Raw genomic sequence first — 19,497 nt, forward strand, 5'->3', positions numbered from 1 at the left:
CTCGGTGGCGGGGCCGGGCGGGGCAGCCGCGATCACGAGTCGTGGCGCGACCGAATGGCCAGCATACTTCACCCGCCGCCGGGCACCCAATCGGCGGCGGGCGGGCGGGGGTCCGGTCCCCGGGCGGGGCGGGGACCGGAGGCGTTCAGCCCTGCTGGTGATACCGGCGCAGCTGCTCGGCGTCGATCATGCCGGTGTCGAACAGGCTGGTCTCGTCCAGCACCGCCGGGGAGGAGTAGCCGTAGGTGGGCTGGGGCTGCTGCTGGGGCTGCTGCGCGGCGTAGGGGTCCTGCGGGTAGCCGTAGCCGTCGGCCTGGTACCCCTCCTGCTGCGGGTAGCCGCCGGTGTCGTAGCCGCCCGCGGCGGCCTGGCCGTACGCCGCGGCCTGCTCGTAGCCGGCCGTGGCGTAGGGGGAGGCCGGCTCGTAGGCGGCCGGGAGCGCGGGGGCGGCGGGCACGGCGGGCTCGGGCTCGCTGCCCGGCTGCGGGACGCCGAGGTAGTCGTAGGTGTCCTGCTCGGCGCCGGGCTCGGCGTAGGCGTCGGCGGGGCGCCCGCCGTCCGCGGCGGCCAGGGCCTCCTGGGCGGCGACGTGCTCGGCCAGCTCGTCCACGGGCTGGTGCCCGGTGAGTTTCTGCCGGCCGCGGCCGACCGCCTCCAGGGTCTTGCGCAGCACCGCCTCGATGGCGCCGAACTGGGCGTCCACGTAGGCGTCGGCGCGCTCCAGCAGCTCCTGGGGGTCGCCCCGGTCGGGGCCGATCAGCTTGGCCCGGCCGCGCTCCACCGAGCCGATGGTCTTGCCGAGGACCACCTCGAAGTTCGCCAGCTTGCTGTCCACGTAGTCGTCGGCCTCGGCCCTGACGCGGTCCGCCTCCTGGCGGGCGCCGTCCAGGATGCGCGCGGCCTCGGCCCTGGCCTGCCGGACGATCTCGGTGCTGTCGGTGAGCGAGCCGCGCTCGGCGTGCGCGGCCTCGACGATGCGCCGGGCCTCCTCCTGGGCCTCGGCGACGACCTGGTCGCGGCCCCCGAGCACCTCTTCGGCCTGGGCGAGCGAGCCCGGCAGGGCCGCGCGCACCTCCTCCAGCCGGGCGAGCAGCTCGGACCGGTTGATCACGCAGGACGCCGACATGGGCATGCCCCGGGCGCTCTGGACCGCGTCGACGATCTCGTCGAGTCTCTGCTTTACGTCCACGAGGCGAGGGTACGGCCAACCGGGCAGATCCGGGCACCGGTTGGCCGGACGCGTTGGCGCGTCACCGCTGGGCGAGCTTCTCCCGCAGGGCGCGCAGCACCGGCTGGGGTACGAGGTGGGAGATGTCGCCGCCCCAGGTGGCGACCTCCTTGACCAGGCTGGAGGAGAGGAAGCTGTAGACGGGGTTGGTGGGGATGAACATGGTCTCCACGCCCGAAAGGCCGTTGTTCATCTGGGCCATCTGCAACTCGTAGTCGAAGTCGCTCACGGCCCGCAGGCCCTTGACGATGGCGGGGATGTCGCGCTGCTTGCAGTAGTCGACCAGGAGGCCGTGGAAGGCTTCGACCACGACGTTCCCGTAGGCGGCGGTGCACTCCTCGATGAGCGCGATGCGCTCGTCGACGGCGAACAGGCCCTTCTTGGACTTGTTGATCATCACGGCGACGTGGACGGTGTCGTAGAGCTTCGAGGCGCGGGCGACGATGTCGAGGTGCCCATTGGTGATGGGGTCGAAGGACCCCGGACAGACTGCGCGGCGCAACGGTCTCTCCTTGTTCGGCCGGCCGGTCATGGCCGGTTGGTCATGTGGGGGTGGCCGGCGGGCCGGCCGTGCCAGAGCGTGCCCTCGCCATAACGGCGCGAACGCATCGGCTCGAACCCGTCCGGCCAGGAGAACGCACCGCCCCGGGTGCTCCGCTCCACCGTGACGACCGCGTCCCCGGCGAGCCAGCCATTGGCGCGGAGTGTGAGCAGGATCTCGCCAAGATCGTCGTCCCCGGCGGCATAGGGCGGATCGAGGAAGGTGAGGTCGTAGGGGCCCGAGGCGGGGGGCTCCGCGATCAGCGTCTCGGCCCGCCGGGGGCACAGCTCGGCGCCGGGCAGGGCGAGGGCGCGGATGTTCTCCCGGATGGTGCGGGCGGCCCGCGCGTCGGCCTCGGCCAGCAGCGCGTGCGCGGCGCCCCGGGACAGGGCCTCCAGGCCGACGGCGCCCGAGCCGCCGTACAGATCGAGGACCCGGGCGCCCTCCAGCGGGCCCCACAGCGCGGCCCAGGTGGAGAACAGCCCCTCGCGGGCCCGGTCGGAGGTGGGCCGGGTGCCGCCGCCGGCCGGCACCGCCAGCCGGCGCCCGCCCGCCGTCCCGGCGATCACGCGCGTCATGGAGTCCTCACTGCGCCCGGCGTCGTCGGCGGCGCCGTCGAAAAGGTCTGTCCCTCCCACGCTATACGGCCCGGCGGACCCGCACCGGACGGGTCCGCCGGGCCGCGGGCCTCAGTCCGCGGCGGCCTCGGCCGCGCCGAGGAGCGCGGGCGAGGCGTACCGCGACCAGGAGAGGCAGCCGTCGGGCGGGCAGTACTCCGGGCGGCGGGGGTCGTGGCCCAGCTCGCGGATCTTGGCGCGGACCGAGTCGGGGGTGCGGCCGAAGCGGGCGGCTATCCGGGCGATGGTCTCGCCGGAGTGGAACCGCCGGGTCAGGTCCTCCTCGTGCTGGGGCACCCAGGGGGCGCCGTGGCCGGGGAAGAGCTCGCGGAGGATGTCCCGGTCGGGGATGGGCTCCGCAACGTCGGCGGCCAGGGCCAGCGCGCGCAGCCCGCGGTTGAGAGCGATGCGGAGGGTGGGGACGTCGGCCAGCGGCATGGTCAGCGAACCGGAGGCCAGCGGGGCCCCGGTCTGCGCCTCCCGGTGGCCGGTGAGGGTCAGGGTCACGGTGATGTCGTCGTCGCTGGACAGCTCGACGCGGAAGATCTTGTCGCCGAGCGGCAGTTCGTTGATGTGGCGGAATGCCATGCGAGCAGCCCCCAATGGCCCAACTGCGCCCAATCCCGGATGGACTGGCGCGGACTCGTCCATTCTCCCAGCCGCCACTGACAATCGGCCGGGTGCGCCGGGGCCCTGACGCCGCGTAGGACGGCCCGGCGCGGCGGGCCCTCAGCCCTTGTCGAGGAACTCCTCGCGGGCGGGGTCGAGCAAGGCCTCCAGGGCCGTGCGCAGGGCGGGCGCCGAGGCGAGGCCGGGGTCCTCGGCCACGAGCGCGGTGGCCTCGGCGCGGGCCTCCGCGATGAGGTCCTCGTCGTCGATGACGGCCAGCATCCGCAGGCTGCTGCGCCCGCCCGACTGGGCCTCTCCCAGCACGTCGCCCTCCCGGCGCTGCTGGAGGTCGACCCGCGACAGCTCGAAGCCGTCGGTGGTCGCGGCCACCGCCGCCAGCCGCTCGCGGGCCGGGGTGCCCTCGGGCGCGTCCGTCACCAGCAGGCACAGCCCCGGCGCCGAGCCGCGCCCGACCCGGCCGCGGAGCTGGTGCAGCTGGGAGACGCCGAACCGGTCGGCGTCCATGACGACCATGGCCGTGGCGTTCGGGACGTTGACGCCGACCTCGATCACGGTCGTCGCCACCAGCACGTCCGTCTCCCCGGCGGCGAAGCGGCGCATCACCGCGTCCTTGGCGTCCGGGGCGAGCCGCCCGTGCAGCACCTCGGTCCGCAGGCCGCGCAGGGGGCCGTCCGCCAGCCCGGCGGCCACGCCGAGCACGGACAGCGGCGGGCGCCGCCCGTCCTCGCCCTCCCCGGTCTCCCCCGGGCCCGTGGCCGGCTCCTCCTCGTCGTCGCCGATCCGGGGACAGACCACGTACGCCTGGTGCCCGCCCTCGACCTCCTCGCGGACCCGCTCCCAGGCGCGAGCGAGGAAGTGCGGCTTGTCGCGGGCCGGGACGACGTGGCTGGCGATGGGCGCCCGGCCCTCGGGGAGCTGGTCGAGCACGGAGGTCTCCAGGTCGCCGAAGACGGTCATCGCAACCGTCCGCGGGATCGGCGTCGCGGTCATCACGAGCAGGTGCGGCGGCCGTTTCCCCTTGCCGCGCAGGGCGTCGCGCTGCTCCACGCCGAAGCGGTGCTGCTCGTCGACCACCACCAGGCCCAGGTCGTGGAAGGTGACCGCGTCCTCGATCAGCGCGTGCGTGCCGATGACGATCCCGGCCTCGCCGGTGGCCGCCTCAAGAAGGGCCCGCCGCCGGGCCGCGGCGCCCATCGAGCCGGTGAGCAGCACGACACGGGTGCCTTGCTCGGCGCCGCCGAGCAGCCCGCCCTCGGCCAGCTCGCCCATCATCTCGGTGACCGAGCGGTGGTGCTGCTGGGCCAGCACCTCGGTGGGGGCGAGCAGCGCGGACTGGCCGCCGGAGTCGGCCACCGCGAGCATGGCCCGCAGCGCCACCAGGGTCTTGCCGCTGCCGACCTCGCCCTGGAGCAGCCGGTGCATGGGGTGCTCGGCCGCCAGCCCGTCGAAGATCTCCGCGCCGACCCGCCGCTGGCCCTCGGTGAGGGTGAACGGCAGCCGTGCGTCGAAGGCCGCCAGCAGGCCGTCCTCGGCGGGGCGCCGGGGAACGGCCGGGAGCCGCGCCGCGTCCAGGCGGCGGCGGGCGAGGGCGACCTGGAGGACGAACGCCTCGTCCCACTTCAGCCGGTCCCTGGCCCGGGCGATGTCGGCCCGGCCGTGGGGCCGGTGCACCAGTTCCAGGGCCTCGGGCAGCGGCAGCAGCTCCCGCCGGCCGCGCAGCGCGGCGGGCAGCGGGTCCTCCACGCCCTCCCAGGAGGTGGCCCCGAGCGAGTCGAGGGCCACGCCGACCGACTTGGCGATGCGCCAGGACTCCAGTTGCTTGCAGGCCGGGTAGATCGGCAGCGGGCGCCCGGCGAACCCGGCCGCCGCCGCGTCCGCGTCCTGGTCGGAGTCCTGATCCTGGTCCAGCAGCTCGTAGGCGGGGTGGGAGAGCTGGAGGCGGCGGTTGAACAGCGTGACCTTGCCCGCGAACATGCCGCGGCGGCCCGGCAGGAGGACCTTCTCGTGGTGGTGCACGGCGCGGCGGCCGAAGAAGACGAGCTGGAGCCGGCCGCTGCCGTCGGTCAGGGTCACCTCCAGGCGGACCCCGCGCCCGCCGTTGAACGTCAGGAAGCGGGCGTCGGCCACCCGCGCGACGACCGTGACGTGCTCGTCGGGGGGCAGTTCGTCCAGGCGGGTCAGCTCGCCGCGCTCGGCGTACCGGCGAGGGTAGTGGTGCAGGAGGTCGCCGACCGTGTGCAGGTCGAGGTGGGCGGCCATCACCTTGGCGGTGGTGCCGCCGACGACCTTGGCGAGGGGTTCGTGCAGCGCGGTCACGCAGCCATTGCACACCATCGCACGGACAGCGCGGCCCAGGGCGGCGCAGGCCGCCGCCCTGGGCCGGTGAGCGGCGCGGCTACTCGACGCCGATGAGCAAAGGCGCGTCCTGGGTGCCGTCGTGGACGACGGTGTCCACGCCCAGGTGCCCGGCGCGGACCCGCTCCTGGAGGCGGGCGGCCAGGCCCGGCGGGGCAGCGGCGCCGACGACCAGGGTGACCAGCTCCCCGCCGGCCGACAGCATCCGGCCGAGCACGTCCTCGGCGACCTCGGCCAGCGAGCCGCCGATCACGGCCACGTCCCCGTCGATCAGCCCCAGCACGTCCCCGGCCTGGCAGATGCCCGCGGTGGTCCAGGACTGGCGTTCCGCCACGGCCAGTTCGCCGAACCGGGTGGCGCCCGCGGCGGCGGTCATGGCCACCACGTCCTCGTCGAAGCGCCGCTCGGCGGCGTGCACGGCGAGCGCGGCCAGGCCCTGGACCGGGGAACGGGTGGGGATCACGGCGACCCGCAGTCCCTCGGCGCGGGCGCGCTCGGCCGCCGCGGCGGCGGCGTGCCACAGGGCGTCGTCGTTGGGCAGCAGCACCACCTCGCGGGCGTGGGCGGCGGCCAGGGCAGCGGCCAGCTCGCCCGCCCCGGGCGGCTCTCCGGGGCGCACGGTCAGTGTCAGCGCGCCCGCCTGCTCGCACAGCCCGGCCAGGCCGTCGCCCGGGAGGACCGCGACCACGGCGCGGGCGGCGGCCGGCGGCCGGGCGGGCGGGGCCGGGGGCAGCCCGGTGATGCGGATGCGGTGCGGGCGGCCCGCCTCGATCCCGGCCTCGACCGCGGGGCCCGGCTCGGCCGTGTGCACGTGGACGTGCCACAGGCCCTCACCGCCGACCACGACGAGGGAGTCCCCGAGCGCCCCCAGGCGGGCGCGCAGTGGGGGAAGGGCCGCCTCCGGAGCGTCCAGCAGGTAGGTCACCTCGAACGCCGCCCCGCCCGCCGCCCGCCCCGGCCCGTCCTCGCCCTCCCCGCCGTGCTCGTGCGCATGCGCGTGGGCATGCGTGAGGGCGGGGTGCGCGCCCCCGGCGCGGGGCAGGGCGAGCCGGTCGCGCAGCGAGGGGTCGGGCGCGCGCCCGGAGAGGGCGGCGTCCAGCGCGTCGAGCACCGCGACCAGGCCGCTGCCCCCGGCGTCCACGACCCCGGCCTCGGCCAGCGCGGGGAGCTGCCCGGGGGTCGCGGCCAACGCCGTCCGTGCCCCGGCGCACGCGGCGGCGGCCACCTCGGCGGCACGCGCCCCGGCGGGCGCGGCCTCGGCGGCGTCGGCCGCGGCGGCGGCCACGGTGAGCATGGTGCCCTCGGCGGGGTGGGCGACGGCCTCGTGCGCGGAGCGGGCGGCCCGGCGCAGCGCCCGCCGCAGGTCGGCCGCCCCCGCGGGCTCCGGCCCGGCGGCCAGGGCCTCGGCCATGCCGCGCAGCAGCTGGGCCAGGATGGTGCCGGAGTTCCCCCGGGCCCCGATCAGGGCGCCGTGCGCCATGGCCCGGACAGCCTCCCCGAGGCCGGGGGCGGCGGGCGCCGCGGCGGCCACGGCCTGGGCGGCGGACTCGACGGTGAGGTAGAGGTTGGTGCCGGTGTCCCCGTCGGGGACGGGGAAGACGTTGATGGCGTCGATGTCCTCCCGGGCGCGGCCCAGGGCCTCCAGGGCGATCCGGCTCCAGCGCTGCACCGCGGCGGCGTCGAGCGGCTGCGGCGGCACGTGCGGACCTCCTCGGGGGAACGCGCGCACCCGGGGCGGGCACGGCGGTGGGGCGGCGGGTGCAGCTTATGCCCTCGCCCCCGAGGGCCCGCGACCTCGGGCGCGAGGGCCTGCGGGCCCGCTCCTCCCGGCCCGCCCCCGGCGTTCTCCCCGCCCGCCCCGGTCGTTCCCCCGGTGCGATTTCCCCGCCGGGGAAGGCCCGGGGTATGCTGCCCCGGTTGCCCGGTATCGCAGCTGTTCTGTCCGCCGGGCCCCTCGTCAGGAACACGTTCTCGTCTCCCCGCCCGCGCGGGGAAGACCCGTCTTTGGAGTAACCCGTGGCTGCCAACTGCGATGTCTGCGGCAAGGGGCCGGGCTTCGGCAACCGTATCTCCCACTCGCACCGCCGGACCCCCCGCCGTTGGAACCCCAACATCCAGCGGGTGCGTGCGGTGGTGAACGGGACGCCGAAGCGGCTCAACGCCTGCACCTCCTGCATCAAGGCGGGCAAGGTCACCCGCTGAGGGTCACCCGCTGAGGCGCGCGCCCCGGCGCCGTCGGCCGAGCCGGTCCACCGCCCAGGGTGGGCCGGCTTCTTGCTGTCCGCGCGCCCGGAACGGACCCGCGCCCGCCGCCCCGGCCCCGGATTCACCCCCGCCGCATCCGATACCCGTGGTCCACGGGCCCGAGCCCGGCCCCCAGCGGGAACCCGGCCGCGATGGCCCCGGTGACGTACTCCTTCGCCACCGCTACGGCCTCGGGCACCCCGTCCCCGAAGGCCAGCCGCGCCGCCACGGCCGAGGCCAGCGTGCAACCGGTGCCGTGCGTATGCCGGTTGTCCAGCCGCGGCGCCCGCAGCCAGTGCTCCCGACGCCCGTCCGTGAGCAGGTCGGCCGCCTCCCCCGGCAGGTGCCCGCCCTTCACCAGCGCCCAGCGCGGCCCCAGGGCCAGCAGCTCGTCCGCCGCCCGCCGCATCCCCGCCTCGTCCGCCACGGCGACGCCCGTCAGCAGGCGCACCTCCGCCAGGTTCGGCGTGACGACGGTGGCCGCCGGGAACAGCTTGCGCCGCACCGCCTGAAGGGCGTCCCCCGCCAGCAGCGAGTCCCCGTGCTGCGAGGCCGCCACCGGGTCCACGACCACCGGCACCCCGGTGTCCTCCAGCAGCCCCGCGACGGTCTCCACCAGCGCCGCCGTGGCCAGCATCCCCGTCTTCACGGCCTGCACGCCGATGTCGTCCACCACGCTGCGGTACTGCCGCACCACCGCCTCCTCGGGCAGCGGCCAGTACCCCTGCACGCCCAGGGAGTTCTGCGCGGTGACGGCCGTGACGACGCTCATGCCGTGCGTGCCCAGGGCCAGCATCGTCTTCAGGTCGGCCTGGATACCGGCGCCGCCGCCGGAGTCGGAGCCGGCGACGGTGAGAACGCGCGGAGGTGCCTGCATGGGCACGACGGTACCGGGGCGGGCGTTCAGGAGCCGAAGTGGTCCCAGCCGCCGGCCTTGTCCCAGGGCGCCCCGTCCACGGTGACGGGGGGCGCGGTCCTGCCGCGCGAGGGCAGCACCTCGCCGATGGTCCGCCAGCGGGCGGGCAGCTTCGTCTCCGGCGGGAAGGTGGCGACCAGCGCGTGGTCCTCTCCCCCGGTGAGCACCCAGTGCAGCGGGTCGACGCCCACGGCCTGCCCGATGTCGGACATCTGGGCCGGGACGTCGAGCGAGGCGGAGGCGAGGTCCACGCGGACGTTGCTGGCGCGGGCGATGTGCCCGAGGTCCGCGATCAGCCCGTCGCTGACGTCGGTCATCGCGGTGGCGCCGAGGACCGCGGCGGCCGGACCCGCGACGTAGGGCGGCTCGGGGCGGCGGTGCGCCTCGACGAACGCCCGGGGCGAGCGGAAGCCGCGCGAGAGCACCGCGTGCCCGGCGGCCGACCAGCCGAGCCAGCCGGTGACCGCGACCAGGTCGCCGGGGCGCGCGCCGGAGCGGGTGACGGGGTCGCGGCCTCCCAGGTCGCCCAGGGCGGTGATGGAGACGGTGATCGCCTCGCCCCGGACGACGTCCCCTCCGGCCACGCCGGCGCCGGCCACCCGGCACTCGTCGCGGATGCCGTCCATCAGCTCCAGGGGCCAGGTGGCGGGCAGTTCGGCCGGGACGACGAGGCCGACCAGGACGGCGGTGGGCACGGCGCCCATGGCGGCGATGTCGGCGAGGTTCTGGGCCGCGGCCTTGCGGCCCACGTCGTAGGCGGTGGACCAGTCGCGGCGGAAGTGCCGTCCCTCCAGCAGGATGTCGGTGCTCGCCACCACCCGGCGGTCCGGGGCGGCGACCACGGCCGCGTCGTCCCCCGGGCCGAGCCGCACCGCGGGCGTTCCGGCGATCCGCGAGGTCAGCTCCCGGATCAGCCCGAACTCCCCCAGCTCCCCCACGCTGCCCTTCACTCGGCTCTCCTCATGCTCGTCTCCCTGCCCCTGGGGGCGGCCCGCCGGAGGGCCGTCCCGTCGTGACCGGCGGCGGCCGGATCTCTCCCCGCTGCCCGTCATGACGCGCTACGGTAGCGCCCCCCCGTTCCTCGTAGCCGCTGTGGAGGACCTGTGGTACAGGCGTACATCCTGATCCAGACCGAGGTGGGCAAGGCATCCACCGTGGCGGACGTCATCTCCAAGCTTCCCGGAGTGCTTCAGGCCGAGGATGTCACGGGTCCCTACGACGTGATCGTCCGCGCCGAGGCGTCGAGCGTGGATGAGCTGGGCCGACTCGTGGTCGCGGAGGTGCAGCGCGTGAGCGGGATCACGCGGACCCTGACCTGCCCCGTGGTGCACCTGTAGGCCCTCGTATCCTCGTCGGGTGATCGACTTCGCCCGCCGCGTTCCGCTTCTGGCCGTGCCGCTCGCGGCGCTGTGCGGGGCCGCGTGCGCGGGCGGCTCCCCGGGGGGGCAGGAGATCCCGGCGCCCTCGCCCTCGGGCGAGGCGGTGCGGGCCTGCCGGGCGCTGGCCGGCGAGCTGCCCGACCGGGTGGACGGGGAGCAACGCCAGGGGCGGGGCGAGCTGCCCGAGTTCACGGCGGCCTGGGGCGACCCCCGGATCGCGCTGCGGTGCGGCGTCCCGCGCCCGCCGGTGCTGACGCCCGGCGACGACGCCTACAACCCCTTCCCGGACATCGTGGGCATCAACGGCGTCGACTGGCTCGTTGAGGAACGCGACGCCGAGGTCCGCTTCACCACCACCGGCCGCACGGTCTTCGTCGAACTCACCGTCCCCGACGACTACGCCCCCGAGGTCAACCCCCTCCTGGACCTGGCCACCCCGATCGACGCGCACATCCCGCTGGACGCGCTGTGGGAGACGCCCTCCCCGGAGACCCCCGAGGAGTCCGACTCCCCGGAGGAGCCCGGAGAATCGGCGGCACCCGGCGCGTCCGGGTAACGCCCGACAGCCGGCAGGCCGCCGAGACGCCGGCGCGGCGCGCGCCCCGCCGGGAGGCCGGGCCTCGTAAGCCTGCGGCCTCCCGGCGAAGCCGGACCCGGGCGCCGGGGAACTGGCAGCCGCGCGGCACGGATCCGCGGCCTCCGGCGAAGCCGAGGCCCGGCCCCGTCGTCCGACCCCGGCCGGGCAGGCCCTAGCGGAGGCCCGTCGGGCGGCGGAGGGCGGCCTGGATGAGGTGGTCGACCAGTTCGGTGTAGCTGACGCCGCTGGCCTCCCACATCCGGGGGAACATCGAGATGGGCGTGAAGCCGGGCATCGTGTTGATCTCGTTGAGCACGAACCGGCCGTCCTCCAGCAGGAAGACGTCGGCCCGCACCAGCCCCTCGCAGGACGCCGCCTCGAAGGCCCGCACGGCCAGCTCCCGTACCTCGGCGGTCTGCTCCGGCGTCAGCGGCGCGGGCACGATGCCCTCGGCCGAGTCGATGTACTTGGCCTCGAAGTCGTAGAAGTCGTGGCTCGAGACAGCCGGGATCTCGGCCGGGACGCTGGCCCGCGGCCCGTCCTCGAACTCCAGGACGCCGCATTCGATCTCACGGCCCGTCAGCGCCGCCTCCACGATGACCTTCGGGTCGTGGCGGCGGGCCTCCGCGAGTGCCGCGTCCAGCGCCTCGGGCCCCGTGACGCGGGAGATGCCCATGGAGGACCCGGCCCGCGCGGGCTTCACGAAGACCGGCCAGCCGTGCTCGCCGGCGAACTCCTCGATCCGCGCCCGGACCCCGGCGGGGTCCTGCCGCCACTCGCGGGGACGCACGACCGTGAACGGCCCGACCGGAAGGCCGAAGGAGAGGAAGACCCGCTTCATGTACTCCTTGTCCATGCCCACGGCCGAGGACAGGACGCCGGAGCCGACGAACGGCACTCCCGACAGCTCCAGCAGGCCCTGCAGCGTGCCGTCCTCGCCGAAGGGGCCGTGCAGGAGCGGGAAGACGACGTCGACCTCGCCGAGGTCCTTGGGCACCGAGCCGGCCTCCGTGTAGACCACCTCGCGGCGGCCCGGGTCCACGGGCAGCAGCACCCCGCCGCTGCCCGGCTCCGCGATGTGCTCGACGCTGGGCAGCTCGCGGCCGGCGATGGCCATCCGCTCCGGGTCGTCCGCGGTCAGCGCCCAACGGCCGTCCGGGGTGATGCCGATGGGCAGCACGTCGTAGCGGGTGCGGTCGATGGCGCGCAGCACGGCCCCCGCGGTGACCACGGAGATGGCGTGCTCGGAGCTGCGTCCGCCGAAGACCACGGCGACGCGGGGCCTGGGGCGCTGGCGGGCGGGCTGAGGTGAGGACTCGCTGCTCATAACCCCCTGAGGCTAACCGACCGAGTGCCCTGAGTCAGCGGTGTTCCGCCTTGGCGGTTCGCGACATCAGCTCCTTGACCGCCACCAGAGGCGGCAGGCCCTCGTGCACGATGCCGACCACCGTCTCCGTCAGCGGCATCTCCACCCCGTGACGGCGCGCCAGGTCCAGCACGGAGCGGCAGGACTTGACGCCCTCGGCGGTCTGGCGGGTGACGGCGATGGTCTCCTCCAGCGTCATGCCGCGGCCGAGGTTGGTGCCGAAGGTGTGGTTGCGGGACAGCGGCGAGGAGCAGGTGGCGACGAGGTCGCCCATGCCGGCCAGGCCGGCGAAGGTCTGCGCGTCGGCGCCCATGGCCAGGCCCAGGCGGGTCGTCTCGGCCAGGCCGCGGGTGATCAGGGAGGCCTTGGTGTTGTCGCCAAGACCCATGCCGTCCGCGATGCCCACGGCCAGCGCGATGACGTTCTTCACCGCGCCGCCCAGCTCGCAGCCGGTCACGTCGGTGTTGGTGTACGGCCGGAAGTAGGGCGTGTGGCAGGCGGCCTGGAGGTGGCGGGCCACGGCCTCGTCGCGGCAGGCGACGACGGAGGCGGCGGGCTGGCGTTCGGCGATCTCGCGGGCGAGGTTGGGGCCCGAGAGCACGGCGACCCGGTCGGGGCCCACGCCCGCGACCTCCTCGATGACCTCGCTCATCCGCTTGGCGGTGCCGAGTTCGACGCCCTTCATCAGGGAGACGAGGACGGTGCCGGGGTGCAGCAGTCCGGCCCAGGCGCCGAGGTTGCCGCGCAGGGTCTGGGAGGGCACGGCCAGCACCGTGAACTCGGCGCCCCGCGCGGCCTCGGCGGGGTCGGTGGTGGCCCGCACGCCCGCGGGGAGGCGGACCCCGGGCAGGTAGTCGGGGTTCGCGCGGGTGGTGTTGACCGCCTCGGCCAGCTCGGGGCGGCGGCCCCAGAGCGTCACCTCGCAGCCGGCGTCGGCCAGGACCATGGCGAACGCCGTCCCCCACGACCCGGTCCCGAAGACGCCGACGCGGACGGGCTCGCCGCTCACTGCATTTCCCCGTTCTCCCCCAGGCGGAGCCTGGGGGTGCCCCCATCTCCGCCGGCGCGGCACAGCGCCCCCATCGTCCCCGTCTGCGGCGCGGCAGCCGCGCGTGCGTCGCTCACTGCGCGGACCCCTCGGCCGTTTTGCTCGGCGATTCCGCCGCCACGGCCCGCCCGGCCGCCGCCGGGCGGTGGACGTAGCGGCGGGCGGGCGGGGCCTCCTCGCGGAGGACGGCCAGCAGCGCCGTGACGTCGTCCATGATCCGGTCGGTGACGGCCCGCAGCACCTGCGGGGTCGGCTCCTTCCCCCGGAACTCCGAGAGGTCCACGGGCGGCCCGGCGACCACCCGGAAGGTGCGGCGCGGGAAGAGCCGCGGCGCCTTGCGCCCGCCGTAGGGCGGCAGCACCTCGTGCGCGCCCCACTGGGCGACGGGGATGACGGGGGCTCCGGTCAGCAGCGCGACGCGCGCGACCCCGGTCTTGGCCTCCATCGGCCACAGCGCGGGGTCGCGGGTGAGGGTGCCCTCGGGGTAGAACGCCACGCACTCGCCGGCCCGGACGGCGGCGACCGCGGCGCGGAAGGCCTCGGTGGCGTCGGTGGTGCCGCGGAAGACGGGGATCTGGCCGCTGCCGCGCATGAAGCGCCCGACGAAGCCCTGGCCGAAGAGGCTGTCCTTCGCGAGGAATCTCGGAACGCGCCCGGTGTTGTACTGGAAGTGCGCGTAGGAGAGCGGGTCGACATACGAGTTGTGATTCACCGCGGTGAGGAATCCGCCCTCCGCGGGAATATGCTCCATTCCCCGCCAGTCCCGCCGGAAGAGCAACAGCAGCGGCGGTTTTACCAGAATTGCGGCCAATCGGTACCAGAAGCCGATTCTGCGGCGAGCCACGGGGACACCAACTCCTCTTGCACTGGTCCTCCGGCGGGTGGACCCCTTGCACCCTAGTGCGGGACGCCGGCGGAACGACGGGTGAAGCCCCCGGGAAAGGGAGAATGGCACGGTGCGTGACACGTCGGGGTCGCTGTGGTCGCTGATCGTGCCGGTGAAGCCACTGCACCGGGCCAAGACCCGGCTGGCGCCGGTCGCCGGGGACGCGCTGCGGCCCTCGCTGGCGCTGGCGTTCGCCGAGGACACGGTGTCCGCCGCGCTGGCCTGCCCGGCGGTGCGGGAGGTGACCGTGGTCACCGACGACCCGCTGGCCGCGCGGCGGCTGGCCCTGCTGGGCGCGGCGGTCGTCCCCGACGCCCCCGGGCGCGGCCTGAACGCCGCGCTGGCCCACGGCGCGCGGGAGGTGCGGGCCGCCGCGCCCGCGGCGCCGGTCGCGGCGCTCAGCGCGGACCTGCCGGCGCTGCGCCCGGCGGAGCTGGCGCGGGTTCTGGGGGCGGCGGCGGCGCACGCCCGCAGCTTCCTGGCGGACGCGGCCCGGGTGGGGACCACGCTGCTCGCGGCGGCGCCGGGCGCGGAGCTCGCGCCCGCCTTCGAGGGCGCCTCGCGGGCGCGGCACCGGGCCTCGGGGGCCGCGGAGCTGACGCCGGCGGACGTGGAGAGCGTGCGGCGGGACGTGGACACGGGCGAGGATCTGCGCGCGGCGCTGGCGCTGGGCGTGGGACGGCACACGGCGGCGGGCGTTCCCTTCCTGCCCCTGTGAGTCGGCCGGCCCCCGCGAGGGAGCCTGCCTCTGCAAGAGCGCCCCGCCCGCCGAACGGCCCGTCTCACAGCGTCTGGAGCGTGAGCAGGGTGATGCGGCGCCGCTCCCCCTCGCCGGTGACCTCGATCCGCACCCGCTGTCCGGGCCGCAGGTGCAGCAGGTGGCCGGCGTCGAACGCCTCGGCGCCGAAGTCCAGCGGCGTCCCGTCGTCCAGCAGCACGCTGCCGGTGCGCGTGCCCGGGTCGAAGGTGTATGCGGTGGCCTGCACGCTCCGAGCCTAACCCGCCCCGGAAACGGCGGCGGGCCGGCCTCCGGTGCTTCGGAGTCCGGCCCGCGGACGGGCGCGCGCGGGGGCGGCCGTCACCTGCGGCGTGCCGCGGCCTTCTTGGCGCTGGTGGTGCGGGAGGGGTTCCGCTTGGCCGGGGCCTTCTTGGCGGTCGCCTTCTTCGCGGGGGCCTTCTTCGCCGTGGTCTTCTTCGCCGCCGTCTTCTTCGCGGTGGTCTTCTTCGCCGTGGTCTTCTTCGCGGGCGTCGTCTTCTTGGCGGCCGTCGACTTCTTCGCCGCGGCCTTCTTGGTGGTGGCCTTCTTGGTGGCCGTGCCGCCGGTCAGGCTGCCCTTGGGGGCCTTCTTGACCGCGACGTCGTTCTTGGGGAGCTTCTTGGTGCCGGCCACCAGATCCTTGAAGCCCTGGCCCGCGCGGAAGCGGGGCACGGAGGTCTTCTTGACCCGGACCCGCTCGCCGGTCTGCGGGTTGCGCGCGTACCGGGCCGGGCGTTCCACCTTCTCGAACGAGCCGAAGCCGGTCACGGAGACGCGCTCCCCGGAGACGACCGCGCGGATGATGGCGTCGAGCACGATATCGACGGCGTCGGCCGCCTGCTGGCGTCCACCGAGCTTGTCGGCAATCGCCTCTACGAGTTGCGCCTTGTTCACGTCTTCCCCTTCGCAGGCTTGCTGGAACGATTGTGTTCAAGCTTTTTCGCACGTTAGGCAGATATATTCCGCAAATCAAACGCGAAACGGGCGAATCACCCTTGTGTCGCAACGAACTCGACCATCACGGAGTTCCGTCGTCGCCGCCACCCGCACCGAGGGGCGGCAGCCGCCCCGCGTCAACGTCCTCCATCAGGCGATCGAGACGGCGGGCGGCCCCGGGCAGGTCCGCCTTGGCCGCCGCGGTGATGACCAGCAGCCTCCGGGTGAGGGCCTGCCGTACGTCCTCGGGCACTTGCAGCCCGCGCACCGTGCGGTGCGCGTCCTTCAGTCGGGCGGCGACGCGGTCGTGGAGATCGAGCTGACCGTCGCGTTCCATGCGGCCGATTGTGCCACCTTGGGACTGTTATCGCCCTCCATGACCTCAACGCCCGTGTCGTGACGGGGTGTCAGCAGAACGCCCCCACCGGCGGTGCCGGTGGGGGCGTTGGGGTGACGCGACGTCAGGCCGCTTGCTGCGTACGGGGTTTCCACGTGGGGCGGCGCGCCTCGTAGGCGGCGACGTCCGGCTCGTTCTGGAGCGTGATGCTGATGTCGTCCAGCCCTTCCAGCAGGCGCCAGCGGGCGTTCGCGTCCAGCTCGAAGGGCTCCTCGACACCGGGGGCGGTCACCTTGCGCTCCACGAGGTCCACCCGCACCTCGGCGGCGGGGTCGGCCTCGGTCAGCTCCCAGAGCGCGTCCACGGCCGGCTGCGGCAGGACGACGGTCAGCAGGCCGTTCTTCAGGGAATTGCCCCGGAAGATGTCGGCGAAGCGGGAGGAGATCACGGCCCGGAAGCCGTAGTTCTGCAGGGCCCACACGGCGTGCTCGCGGGAGGAGCCGGTGCCGAAGTCGGGGCCGGCCACCAGGACGCTGGCGCCCTGCCGCTCCGGCTGGTTCAGCACGAAGGAGGGGTCCTTGCGCCAGGCCTCGAACAGCCCGTCCTCGAAGCCGTCCCGGGTGACCTTCTTCAGCCAGTGGGCGGGGATGATCTGGTCGGTGTCGACATTGCTGCGGCGCAGCGGAACGGCGCGGCCGGTGTGCGTGGTGAAGGCTTCCATGGCGATCAGACCTCGGCGGTAGCGGGGACGCCGGCCAGGTCGGCCGGGGAGGACAGGCGGCCGGTCACGGCGGTGGCCGCGGCGACCTGCGGGGAGACCAGGTGGGTGCGACCGCCCTTGCCCTGCCTGCCCTCGAAGTTGCGGTTGGAGGTGGAGGCGCAGCGCTCGCCCGGGGAGAGCTGGTCGGGGTTCATGCCCAGGCACATCGAGCAGCCCGCGTGCCGCCACTCGGCGCCCGCGGCCGTGAACACCTTGTCCAGGCCCTCTTCCACGGCCTGGAGCGCCACCCGCACCGAGCCGGGAACCACCAGCATCCGCACGCCCTCGGCGACCCGGCGGCCGTCCAGGACGGAGGCGGCCGAGCGCAGGTCCTCGATGCGGCCGTTGGTGCAGGAGCCGACGAAGACGGTGTCCACGGCGATGTCGCGCAGCCGCTGGCCGGGCTCCAGGCCCATGTACTCCAGCGCCTTCTCGGCGGCCAGCCGCTCGCTGGGGTCCGCGAAGGCCGCCGGGTCGGGGACGGCCGCGGACAGGGGCGCGCCCTGGCCGGGGTTGGTGCCCCAGGTGACGAACGGGGCCAGCTCGGCGCCCTCGATGACCACCTCGTGGTCGAAGACCGCGTCCTCGTCGGTGCGCAGGGTCCGCCAGTAGGCCACGGCCTCGTCCCAGTCGGCGCCGGCCGGGGCGTGGTCGCGGCCCCGCAGGTAGGCGAAGGTGGTCTCGTCCGGGGCGATCATCCCGGCGCGCGCCCCCGCCTCGATGGACATGTTGCAGATGGTCATCCGGGCCTCCATCGAGAGCTTCTCGATGGCCTCGCCGCGGTACTCGATGACGTAGCCCTGGCCGCCGCCGGTGCCGATCCGGGCGATGATCGCCAGGATCAGGTCCTTGGCGGTCACGCCCGCCGGCAGCTCGCCGCGGACGGTCACCGCCATGGTCCTGAACGGGGCCATCGGCAGCGTCTGGGTGGCCAGCACGTGCTCGACCTGGCTGGTCCCGATGCCGAACGCCAGCGCGCCGAACGCCCCGTGCGTGGAGGTGTGCGAGTCCCCGCAGACCACGGTCATGCCGGGCTGGGTCAGGCCCAGCTGCGGGCCGACCACGTGGACCACGCCCTGCTCGCGGTCGCCCAGCGGGTGCAGGCGGACGCCGAACTCCGCGCAGTTCTTGCGCAGCGTCTCCAGCTGGACCCGGGAGACGGGGTCGGCGATCGGCTTGTCGATGTCGAGGGTCGGGGTGTTGTGATCCTCGGTGGCGATGGTCAGGTCGGTGCGCCGCACGCGCCGGCCCGCCTTGCGCAGGCCGTCGAACGCCTGCGGGCTGGTCACCTCGTGCAGCAGGTGGAGGTCGATGTAGAGCAGGTCGGGCTCGCCCTCCGCTCGCCGGACGACATGATCGTCCCAGACCTTCTCCGCCAGTGTCCGTCCCATCGCTGCTTCCTTCCGGCTGGTGCCGTCGTCCGAAGGCCGTCAAAGTCGGGGCCGCCGTCCGTTCCCCTCGCGCCGGACGGTGGCGGTCCACGACGTCCGCGGCGCCGGGGACCGTGTGACCAAGCCTGGCCCCTGTCCGGCGAGAATGAACTTGCGTTTCACAGTGTGAGACGCGAATATCGTTGCATGGACAACTCTAGCGGTGACTCCAGCGGCGTGGGGGTTCTCGACAAGGCGGCCCTGGTGCTGGGCGCCCTGGAGTCGGGGCCGGCCACCCTCGCGGGGCTGGTCGGTGCGACGGGGCTGGCCAGGCCGACCGCGCACCGCATGGCGGTGGCCCTGGAGTACCACCGCCTGCTGGCCCGGGACATGCAGGGCCGCTTCGTGCTCGGGCCGCGGCTCGCGGAGCTGGCGGCGGCGGCCGGGGAGGACCGGCTGCTGGCGGCGGCGGGCCCGGTGCTGACGCAACTGCGGGACCTCACGGGCGAGAGCGCCCAGCTCTACCGGCGCCAGGGGGACATGCGCATCTGCGTGGCCGCGGCCGAGCGCCTCTCGGGCCTGCGCGACACCGTGCCGGTCGGCTCCACGCTGCCGATGAAGGCCGGCTCCGCGGCGCAGATCCTGCTCGCCTGGGAGGAGCCGGAGCGGCTGCACCACGGCCTGCAGGGCGCGCGTTTCACCGCGACCGCGCTCTCCGGGGTGCGGCGCCGGGGCTGGGCCCAGTCCATCGGCGAGCGCGAGCCGGGCGTCGCCTCGGTCTCCGCCCCCGTGCGCGGCCCCTCCCACCGCGTGGTGGCCGCCGTCTCCGTCTCCGGTCCCATCGAGCGCCTCACCCGCCACCCCGGCCGCATGCACGCCCAGGCCCTTCTGGAGGCCGCGGCCCGCCTCACGGAGGCCCTGAAGCGCCCCTCCTGAGCGCGCGCCGTCCGCAGCCTGACCCGGCCCCGCCCGGGTCAGGACGGCCGGGAGGCCAGGCGGTCCGCGGCGCGGTCGCCGCGGCGGGCCACCGGCAGGACCTCCGTGGCCGCGGCCAGTCCGAAGGGGGGCATGTTGACGTAGACGGCCTCGTGCGCGCCCGCGGGGACCACGTAGGTCTCGTGCCAGAAGCCGACCCGGCCCTTTCCGGCGCGCAGGCGGCGGTTGAACGCGGCCCAGGCCGGCCGGTGCTCCCGGTCGGGGGCCGAGGCGTAGGCGAGCAGCTGCTCGTGCGAGGCCCAGTACTGCACCGTGTAGATCAGCCGGGGCCCGCCCAGCAGCAGCCGGTACCCCAGGAACCCGCTCCCGGGGGCCTTCGACAGCTCCCGCAGCATCCGCGGCATGGCCGTGAACACCGGCCACCAGCTCCGCACCCGCCAGAAGCTGTTGATCCGCATCCCGATGAGGAAGACGGTGGCCTCCCGGTCCCCCGCAGCCGTCATGCGCCCCTCGATGACCTTCTCCGCCATGGCCCGCCCTCCGCTTCCGTTCCGTGCCATGCTTGGATAGTGGCACTATCCACTATTGGATAGTGCCACTCCCCAACTCAGGAC

At 75.0% G+C, this 19,497-nt stretch carries 22 protein-coding genes; 5 read left to right on the forward strand and 17 right to left on the reverse strand.

Annotated elements, in window-relative coordinates; genetic code table 11:
* Nucleotides 1-145 precede the first annotated feature (145 nt).
* The 6 genes from RM780_RS14785 to RM780_RS14810 all read right to left on the reverse strand — a co-directional run bounded on the left by RM780_RS14785 (nucleotide 146) and on the right by RM780_RS14810 (nucleotide 7,070).
* Entirely contained in the window at nucleotides 146-1,189 is a 1,044-nt protein-coding gene (locus RM780_RS14785) for an ATP synthase F0 subunit B (RefSeq protein ID WP_311631167.1), read from the reverse strand.
* Nucleotides 1,190-1,250: 61 nt separating this feature from the next.
* Nucleotides 1,251-1,730 carry a pantetheine-phosphate adenylyltransferase gene (gene coaD / locus RM780_RS14790; protein ID WP_311631168.1) on the reverse strand — a complete coding sequence of 160 codons (480 nt, stop codon included), beginning with the start codon at nucleotides 1,728-1,730 and terminating at the stop codon, nucleotides 1,251-1,253.
* A 26-nt stretch (nucleotides 1,731-1,756) separates the two neighbouring features.
* A complete protein-coding gene (gene rsmD / locus RM780_RS14795) occupies nucleotides 1,757-2,347 on the reverse strand; it encodes a 16S rRNA (guanine(966)-N(2))-methyltransferase RsmD (protein ID WP_311631169.1) in 591 nt (196 codons plus the stop codon).
* 111 nt (nucleotides 2,348-2,458) lie between these two features.
* Nucleotides 2,459-2,974, reverse strand: coding sequence for a hypothetical protein (locus RM780_RS14800; protein ID WP_311631170.1), 516 nt, complete (start codon nucleotides 2,972-2,974; stop codon nucleotides 2,459-2,461).
* Nucleotides 2,975-3,115: 141 nt separating this feature from the next.
* Nucleotides 3,116-5,350, reverse strand: a complete 2,235-nt coding sequence (gene recG, locus RM780_RS14805) for an ATP-dependent DNA helicase RecG (RefSeq protein WP_394812974.1) — start codon at nucleotides 5,348-5,350, stop codon at nucleotides 3,116-3,118.
* Nucleotides 5,351-5,411: 61 nt separating this feature from the next.
* Nucleotides 5,412-7,070, reverse strand: coding sequence for a DAK2 domain-containing protein (locus RM780_RS14810; protein WP_311631172.1), 1,659 nt, complete (start codon nucleotides 7,068-7,070; stop codon nucleotides 5,412-5,414).
* 317 nt (nucleotides 7,071-7,387) lie between these two features.
* On the opposite strand from RM780_RS14810, the gene rpmB reads away from it, so the two are divergent.
* Nucleotides 7,388-7,573 carry a 50S ribosomal protein L28 gene (rpmB, locus tag RM780_RS14815; protein WP_311631173.1) on the forward strand — a complete coding sequence of 62 codons (186 nt, stop codon included), beginning with the start codon at nucleotides 7,388-7,390 and terminating at the stop codon, nucleotides 7,571-7,573.
* Nucleotides 7,574-7,697: 124 nt separating this feature from the next.
* Here rpmB and thiD read toward each other — a convergent pair whose 3' ends face one another.
* Both thiD and RM780_RS14825 read right to left on the reverse strand, forming a co-directional pair.
* On the reverse strand, nucleotides 7,698-8,492 hold the full coding sequence (thiD, locus tag RM780_RS14820; RefSeq protein ID WP_311631174.1) for a bifunctional hydroxymethylpyrimidine kinase/phosphomethylpyrimidine kinase: 795 nt from the start codon (nucleotides 8,490-8,492) through the stop codon (nucleotides 7,698-7,700).
* 26 nt (nucleotides 8,493-8,518) lie between these two features.
* Nucleotides 8,519-9,481, reverse strand: a complete 963-nt coding sequence (locus RM780_RS14825) for a thiamine-phosphate kinase (RefSeq protein WP_311631175.1) — start codon at nucleotides 9,479-9,481, stop codon at nucleotides 8,519-8,521.
* Between the two features lie 153 nt (nucleotides 9,482-9,634).
* Here RM780_RS14825 and RM780_RS14830 point away from each other — a divergent pair, with 153 nt between their 5' ends.
* Nucleotides 9,635-9,868 carry an Lrp/AsnC family transcriptional regulator gene (locus RM780_RS14830; RefSeq protein ID WP_311631176.1) on the forward strand — a complete coding sequence of 78 codons (234 nt, stop codon included), beginning with the start codon at nucleotides 9,635-9,637 and terminating at the stop codon, nucleotides 9,866-9,868.
* Between the two features lie 19 nt (nucleotides 9,869-9,887).
* A complete protein-coding gene (locus tag RM780_RS14835) occupies nucleotides 9,888-10,466 on the forward strand; it encodes a DUF3515 domain-containing protein (protein WP_311631177.1) in 579 nt (192 codons plus the stop codon).
* Between the two features lie 193 nt (nucleotides 10,467-10,659).
* On the opposite strand, the gene RM780_RS14840 is transcribed toward RM780_RS14835, so the two are convergent.
* The 3 genes from RM780_RS14840 to RM780_RS14850 all read right to left on the reverse strand — a co-directional run bounded on the left by RM780_RS14840 (nucleotide 10,660) and on the right by RM780_RS14850 (nucleotide 13,745).
* A complete protein-coding gene (locus RM780_RS14840) occupies nucleotides 10,660-11,814 on the reverse strand; it encodes a D-alanine--D-alanine ligase family protein (protein WP_311631178.1) in 1,155 nt (384 codons plus the stop codon).
* 34 nt (nucleotides 11,815-11,848) lie between these two features.
* Nucleotides 11,849-12,862 carry an NAD(P)H-dependent glycerol-3-phosphate dehydrogenase gene (locus RM780_RS14845; protein ID WP_311631179.1) on the reverse strand — a complete coding sequence of 338 codons (1,014 nt, stop codon included), beginning with the start codon at nucleotides 12,860-12,862 and terminating at the stop codon, nucleotides 11,849-11,851.
* Nucleotides 12,863-12,974: 112 nt separating this feature from the next.
* On the reverse strand, nucleotides 12,975-13,745 hold the full coding sequence (locus RM780_RS14850) for a lysophospholipid acyltransferase family protein (protein WP_311631180.1): 771 nt from the start codon (nucleotides 13,743-13,745) through the stop codon (nucleotides 12,975-12,977).
* Nucleotides 13,746-13,857: 112 nt separating this feature from the next.
* Between RM780_RS14850 and cofC the strand changes: the two genes are divergently transcribed.
* Complete coding sequence (gene cofC / locus RM780_RS14855) at nucleotides 13,858-14,505, forward strand: 2-phospho-L-lactate guanylyltransferase (RefSeq protein WP_311631181.1); 648 nt, start codon at nucleotides 13,858-13,860, stop codon at nucleotides 14,503-14,505.
* Nucleotides 14,506-14,569: 64 nt separating this feature from the next.
* Here cofC and RM780_RS14860 read toward each other — a convergent pair whose 3' ends face one another.
* The 5 genes from RM780_RS14860 to leuC form a co-directional block, all read right to left on the reverse strand.
* On the reverse strand, nucleotides 14,570-14,773 hold the full coding sequence (locus RM780_RS14860; RefSeq protein ID WP_311631182.1) for a hypothetical protein: 204 nt from the start codon (nucleotides 14,771-14,773) through the stop codon (nucleotides 14,570-14,572).
* A 92-nt stretch (nucleotides 14,774-14,865) separates the two neighbouring features.
* A complete protein-coding gene (locus tag RM780_RS14865) occupies nucleotides 14,866-15,438 on the reverse strand; it encodes an HU family DNA-binding protein (protein ID WP_311631183.1) in 573 nt (190 codons plus the stop codon).
* 124 nt (nucleotides 15,439-15,562) lie between these two features.
* Nucleotides 15,563-15,817: an SCO5555 family protein gene (locus RM780_RS14870; RefSeq protein ID WP_311631184.1), complete on the reverse strand. Its 255-nt coding sequence runs from the start codon at nucleotides 15,815-15,817 to the stop codon at nucleotides 15,563-15,565.
* 124 nt (nucleotides 15,818-15,941) lie between these two features.
* Entirely contained in the window at nucleotides 15,942-16,538 is a 597-nt protein-coding gene (leuD, locus tag RM780_RS14875; protein WP_311631185.1) for a 3-isopropylmalate dehydratase small subunit, read from the reverse strand.
* A gap of 5 nt (nucleotides 16,539-16,543) precedes the next feature.
* On the reverse strand, nucleotides 16,544-17,968 hold the full coding sequence (gene leuC / locus RM780_RS14880) for a 3-isopropylmalate dehydratase large subunit (RefSeq protein ID WP_311631186.1): 1,425 nt from the start codon (nucleotides 17,966-17,968) through the stop codon (nucleotides 16,544-16,546).
* A 186-nt stretch (nucleotides 17,969-18,154) separates the two neighbouring features.
* Between leuC and RM780_RS14885 the strand changes: the two genes are divergently transcribed.
* Nucleotides 18,155-18,883 carry an IclR family transcriptional regulator gene (locus RM780_RS14885; RefSeq protein ID WP_311631187.1) on the forward strand — a complete coding sequence of 243 codons (729 nt, stop codon included), beginning with the start codon at nucleotides 18,155-18,157 and terminating at the stop codon, nucleotides 18,881-18,883.
* Between the two features lie 38 nt (nucleotides 18,884-18,921).
* On the opposite strand, the gene RM780_RS14890 is transcribed toward RM780_RS14885, so the two are convergent.
* Complete coding sequence (locus RM780_RS14890) at nucleotides 18,922-19,413, reverse strand: DUF4188 domain-containing protein (protein WP_311631218.1); 492 nt, start codon at nucleotides 19,411-19,413, stop codon at nucleotides 18,922-18,924.
* Nucleotides 19,414-19,497 lie beyond the last annotated feature (84 nt).

Source organism: Streptomyces boetiae, assembly GCF_031845405.1.
Taxonomy (GTDB): Bacteria; Actinomycetota; Actinomycetes; order Streptomycetales; family Streptomycetaceae; genus Streptomyces; species Streptomyces boetiae.

Excerpts from the sequence above, each read along its gene's own strand:
- RM780_RS14890 (WP_311631218.1), bottom strand. The coding sequence starts at position 19,413 with ATGGCGGAGAAGGTCATCGAGGGGCGCATGACGGCTGCGGGGGACCGG.
- rsmD (WP_311631169.1), bottom strand. The coding sequence starts at position 2,347 with ATGACGCGCGTGATCGCCGGGACGGCGGGCGGGCGCCGGCTGGCGGTG.
- RM780_RS14885 (WP_311631187.1), top strand. The coding sequence starts at position 18,155 with ATGGACAACTCTAGCGGTGACTCCAGCGGCGTGGGGGTTCTCGACAAG.
- recG (WP_394812974.1), bottom strand. The coding sequence starts at position 5,350 with ATGGTGTGCAATGGCTGCGTGACCGCGCTGCACGAACCCCTCGCCAAG.
- RM780_RS14870 (WP_311631184.1), bottom strand. The coding sequence starts at position 15,817 with ATGGAACGCGACGGTCAGCTCGATCTCCACGACCGCGTCGCCGCCCGA.
- thiD (WP_311631174.1), bottom strand. The coding sequence starts at position 8,492 with ATGCAGGCACCTCCGCGCGTTCTCACCGTCGCCGGCTCCGACTCCGGC.
- RM780_RS14800 (WP_311631170.1), bottom strand. The coding sequence starts at position 2,974 with ATGGCATTCCGCCACATCAACGAACTGCCGCTCGGCGACAAGATCTTC.
- leuD (WP_311631185.1), bottom strand. The coding sequence starts at position 16,538 with ATGGAAGCCTTCACCACGCACACCGGCCGCGCCGTTCCGCTGCGCCGC.
- RM780_RS14840 (WP_311631178.1), bottom strand. The coding sequence starts at position 11,814 with ATGAGCAGCGAGTCCTCACCTCAGCCCGCCCGCCAGCGCCCCAGGCCC.
- leuC (WP_311631186.1), bottom strand. The coding sequence starts at position 17,968 with ATGGGACGGACACTGGCGGAGAAGGTCTGGGACGATCATGTCGTCCGG.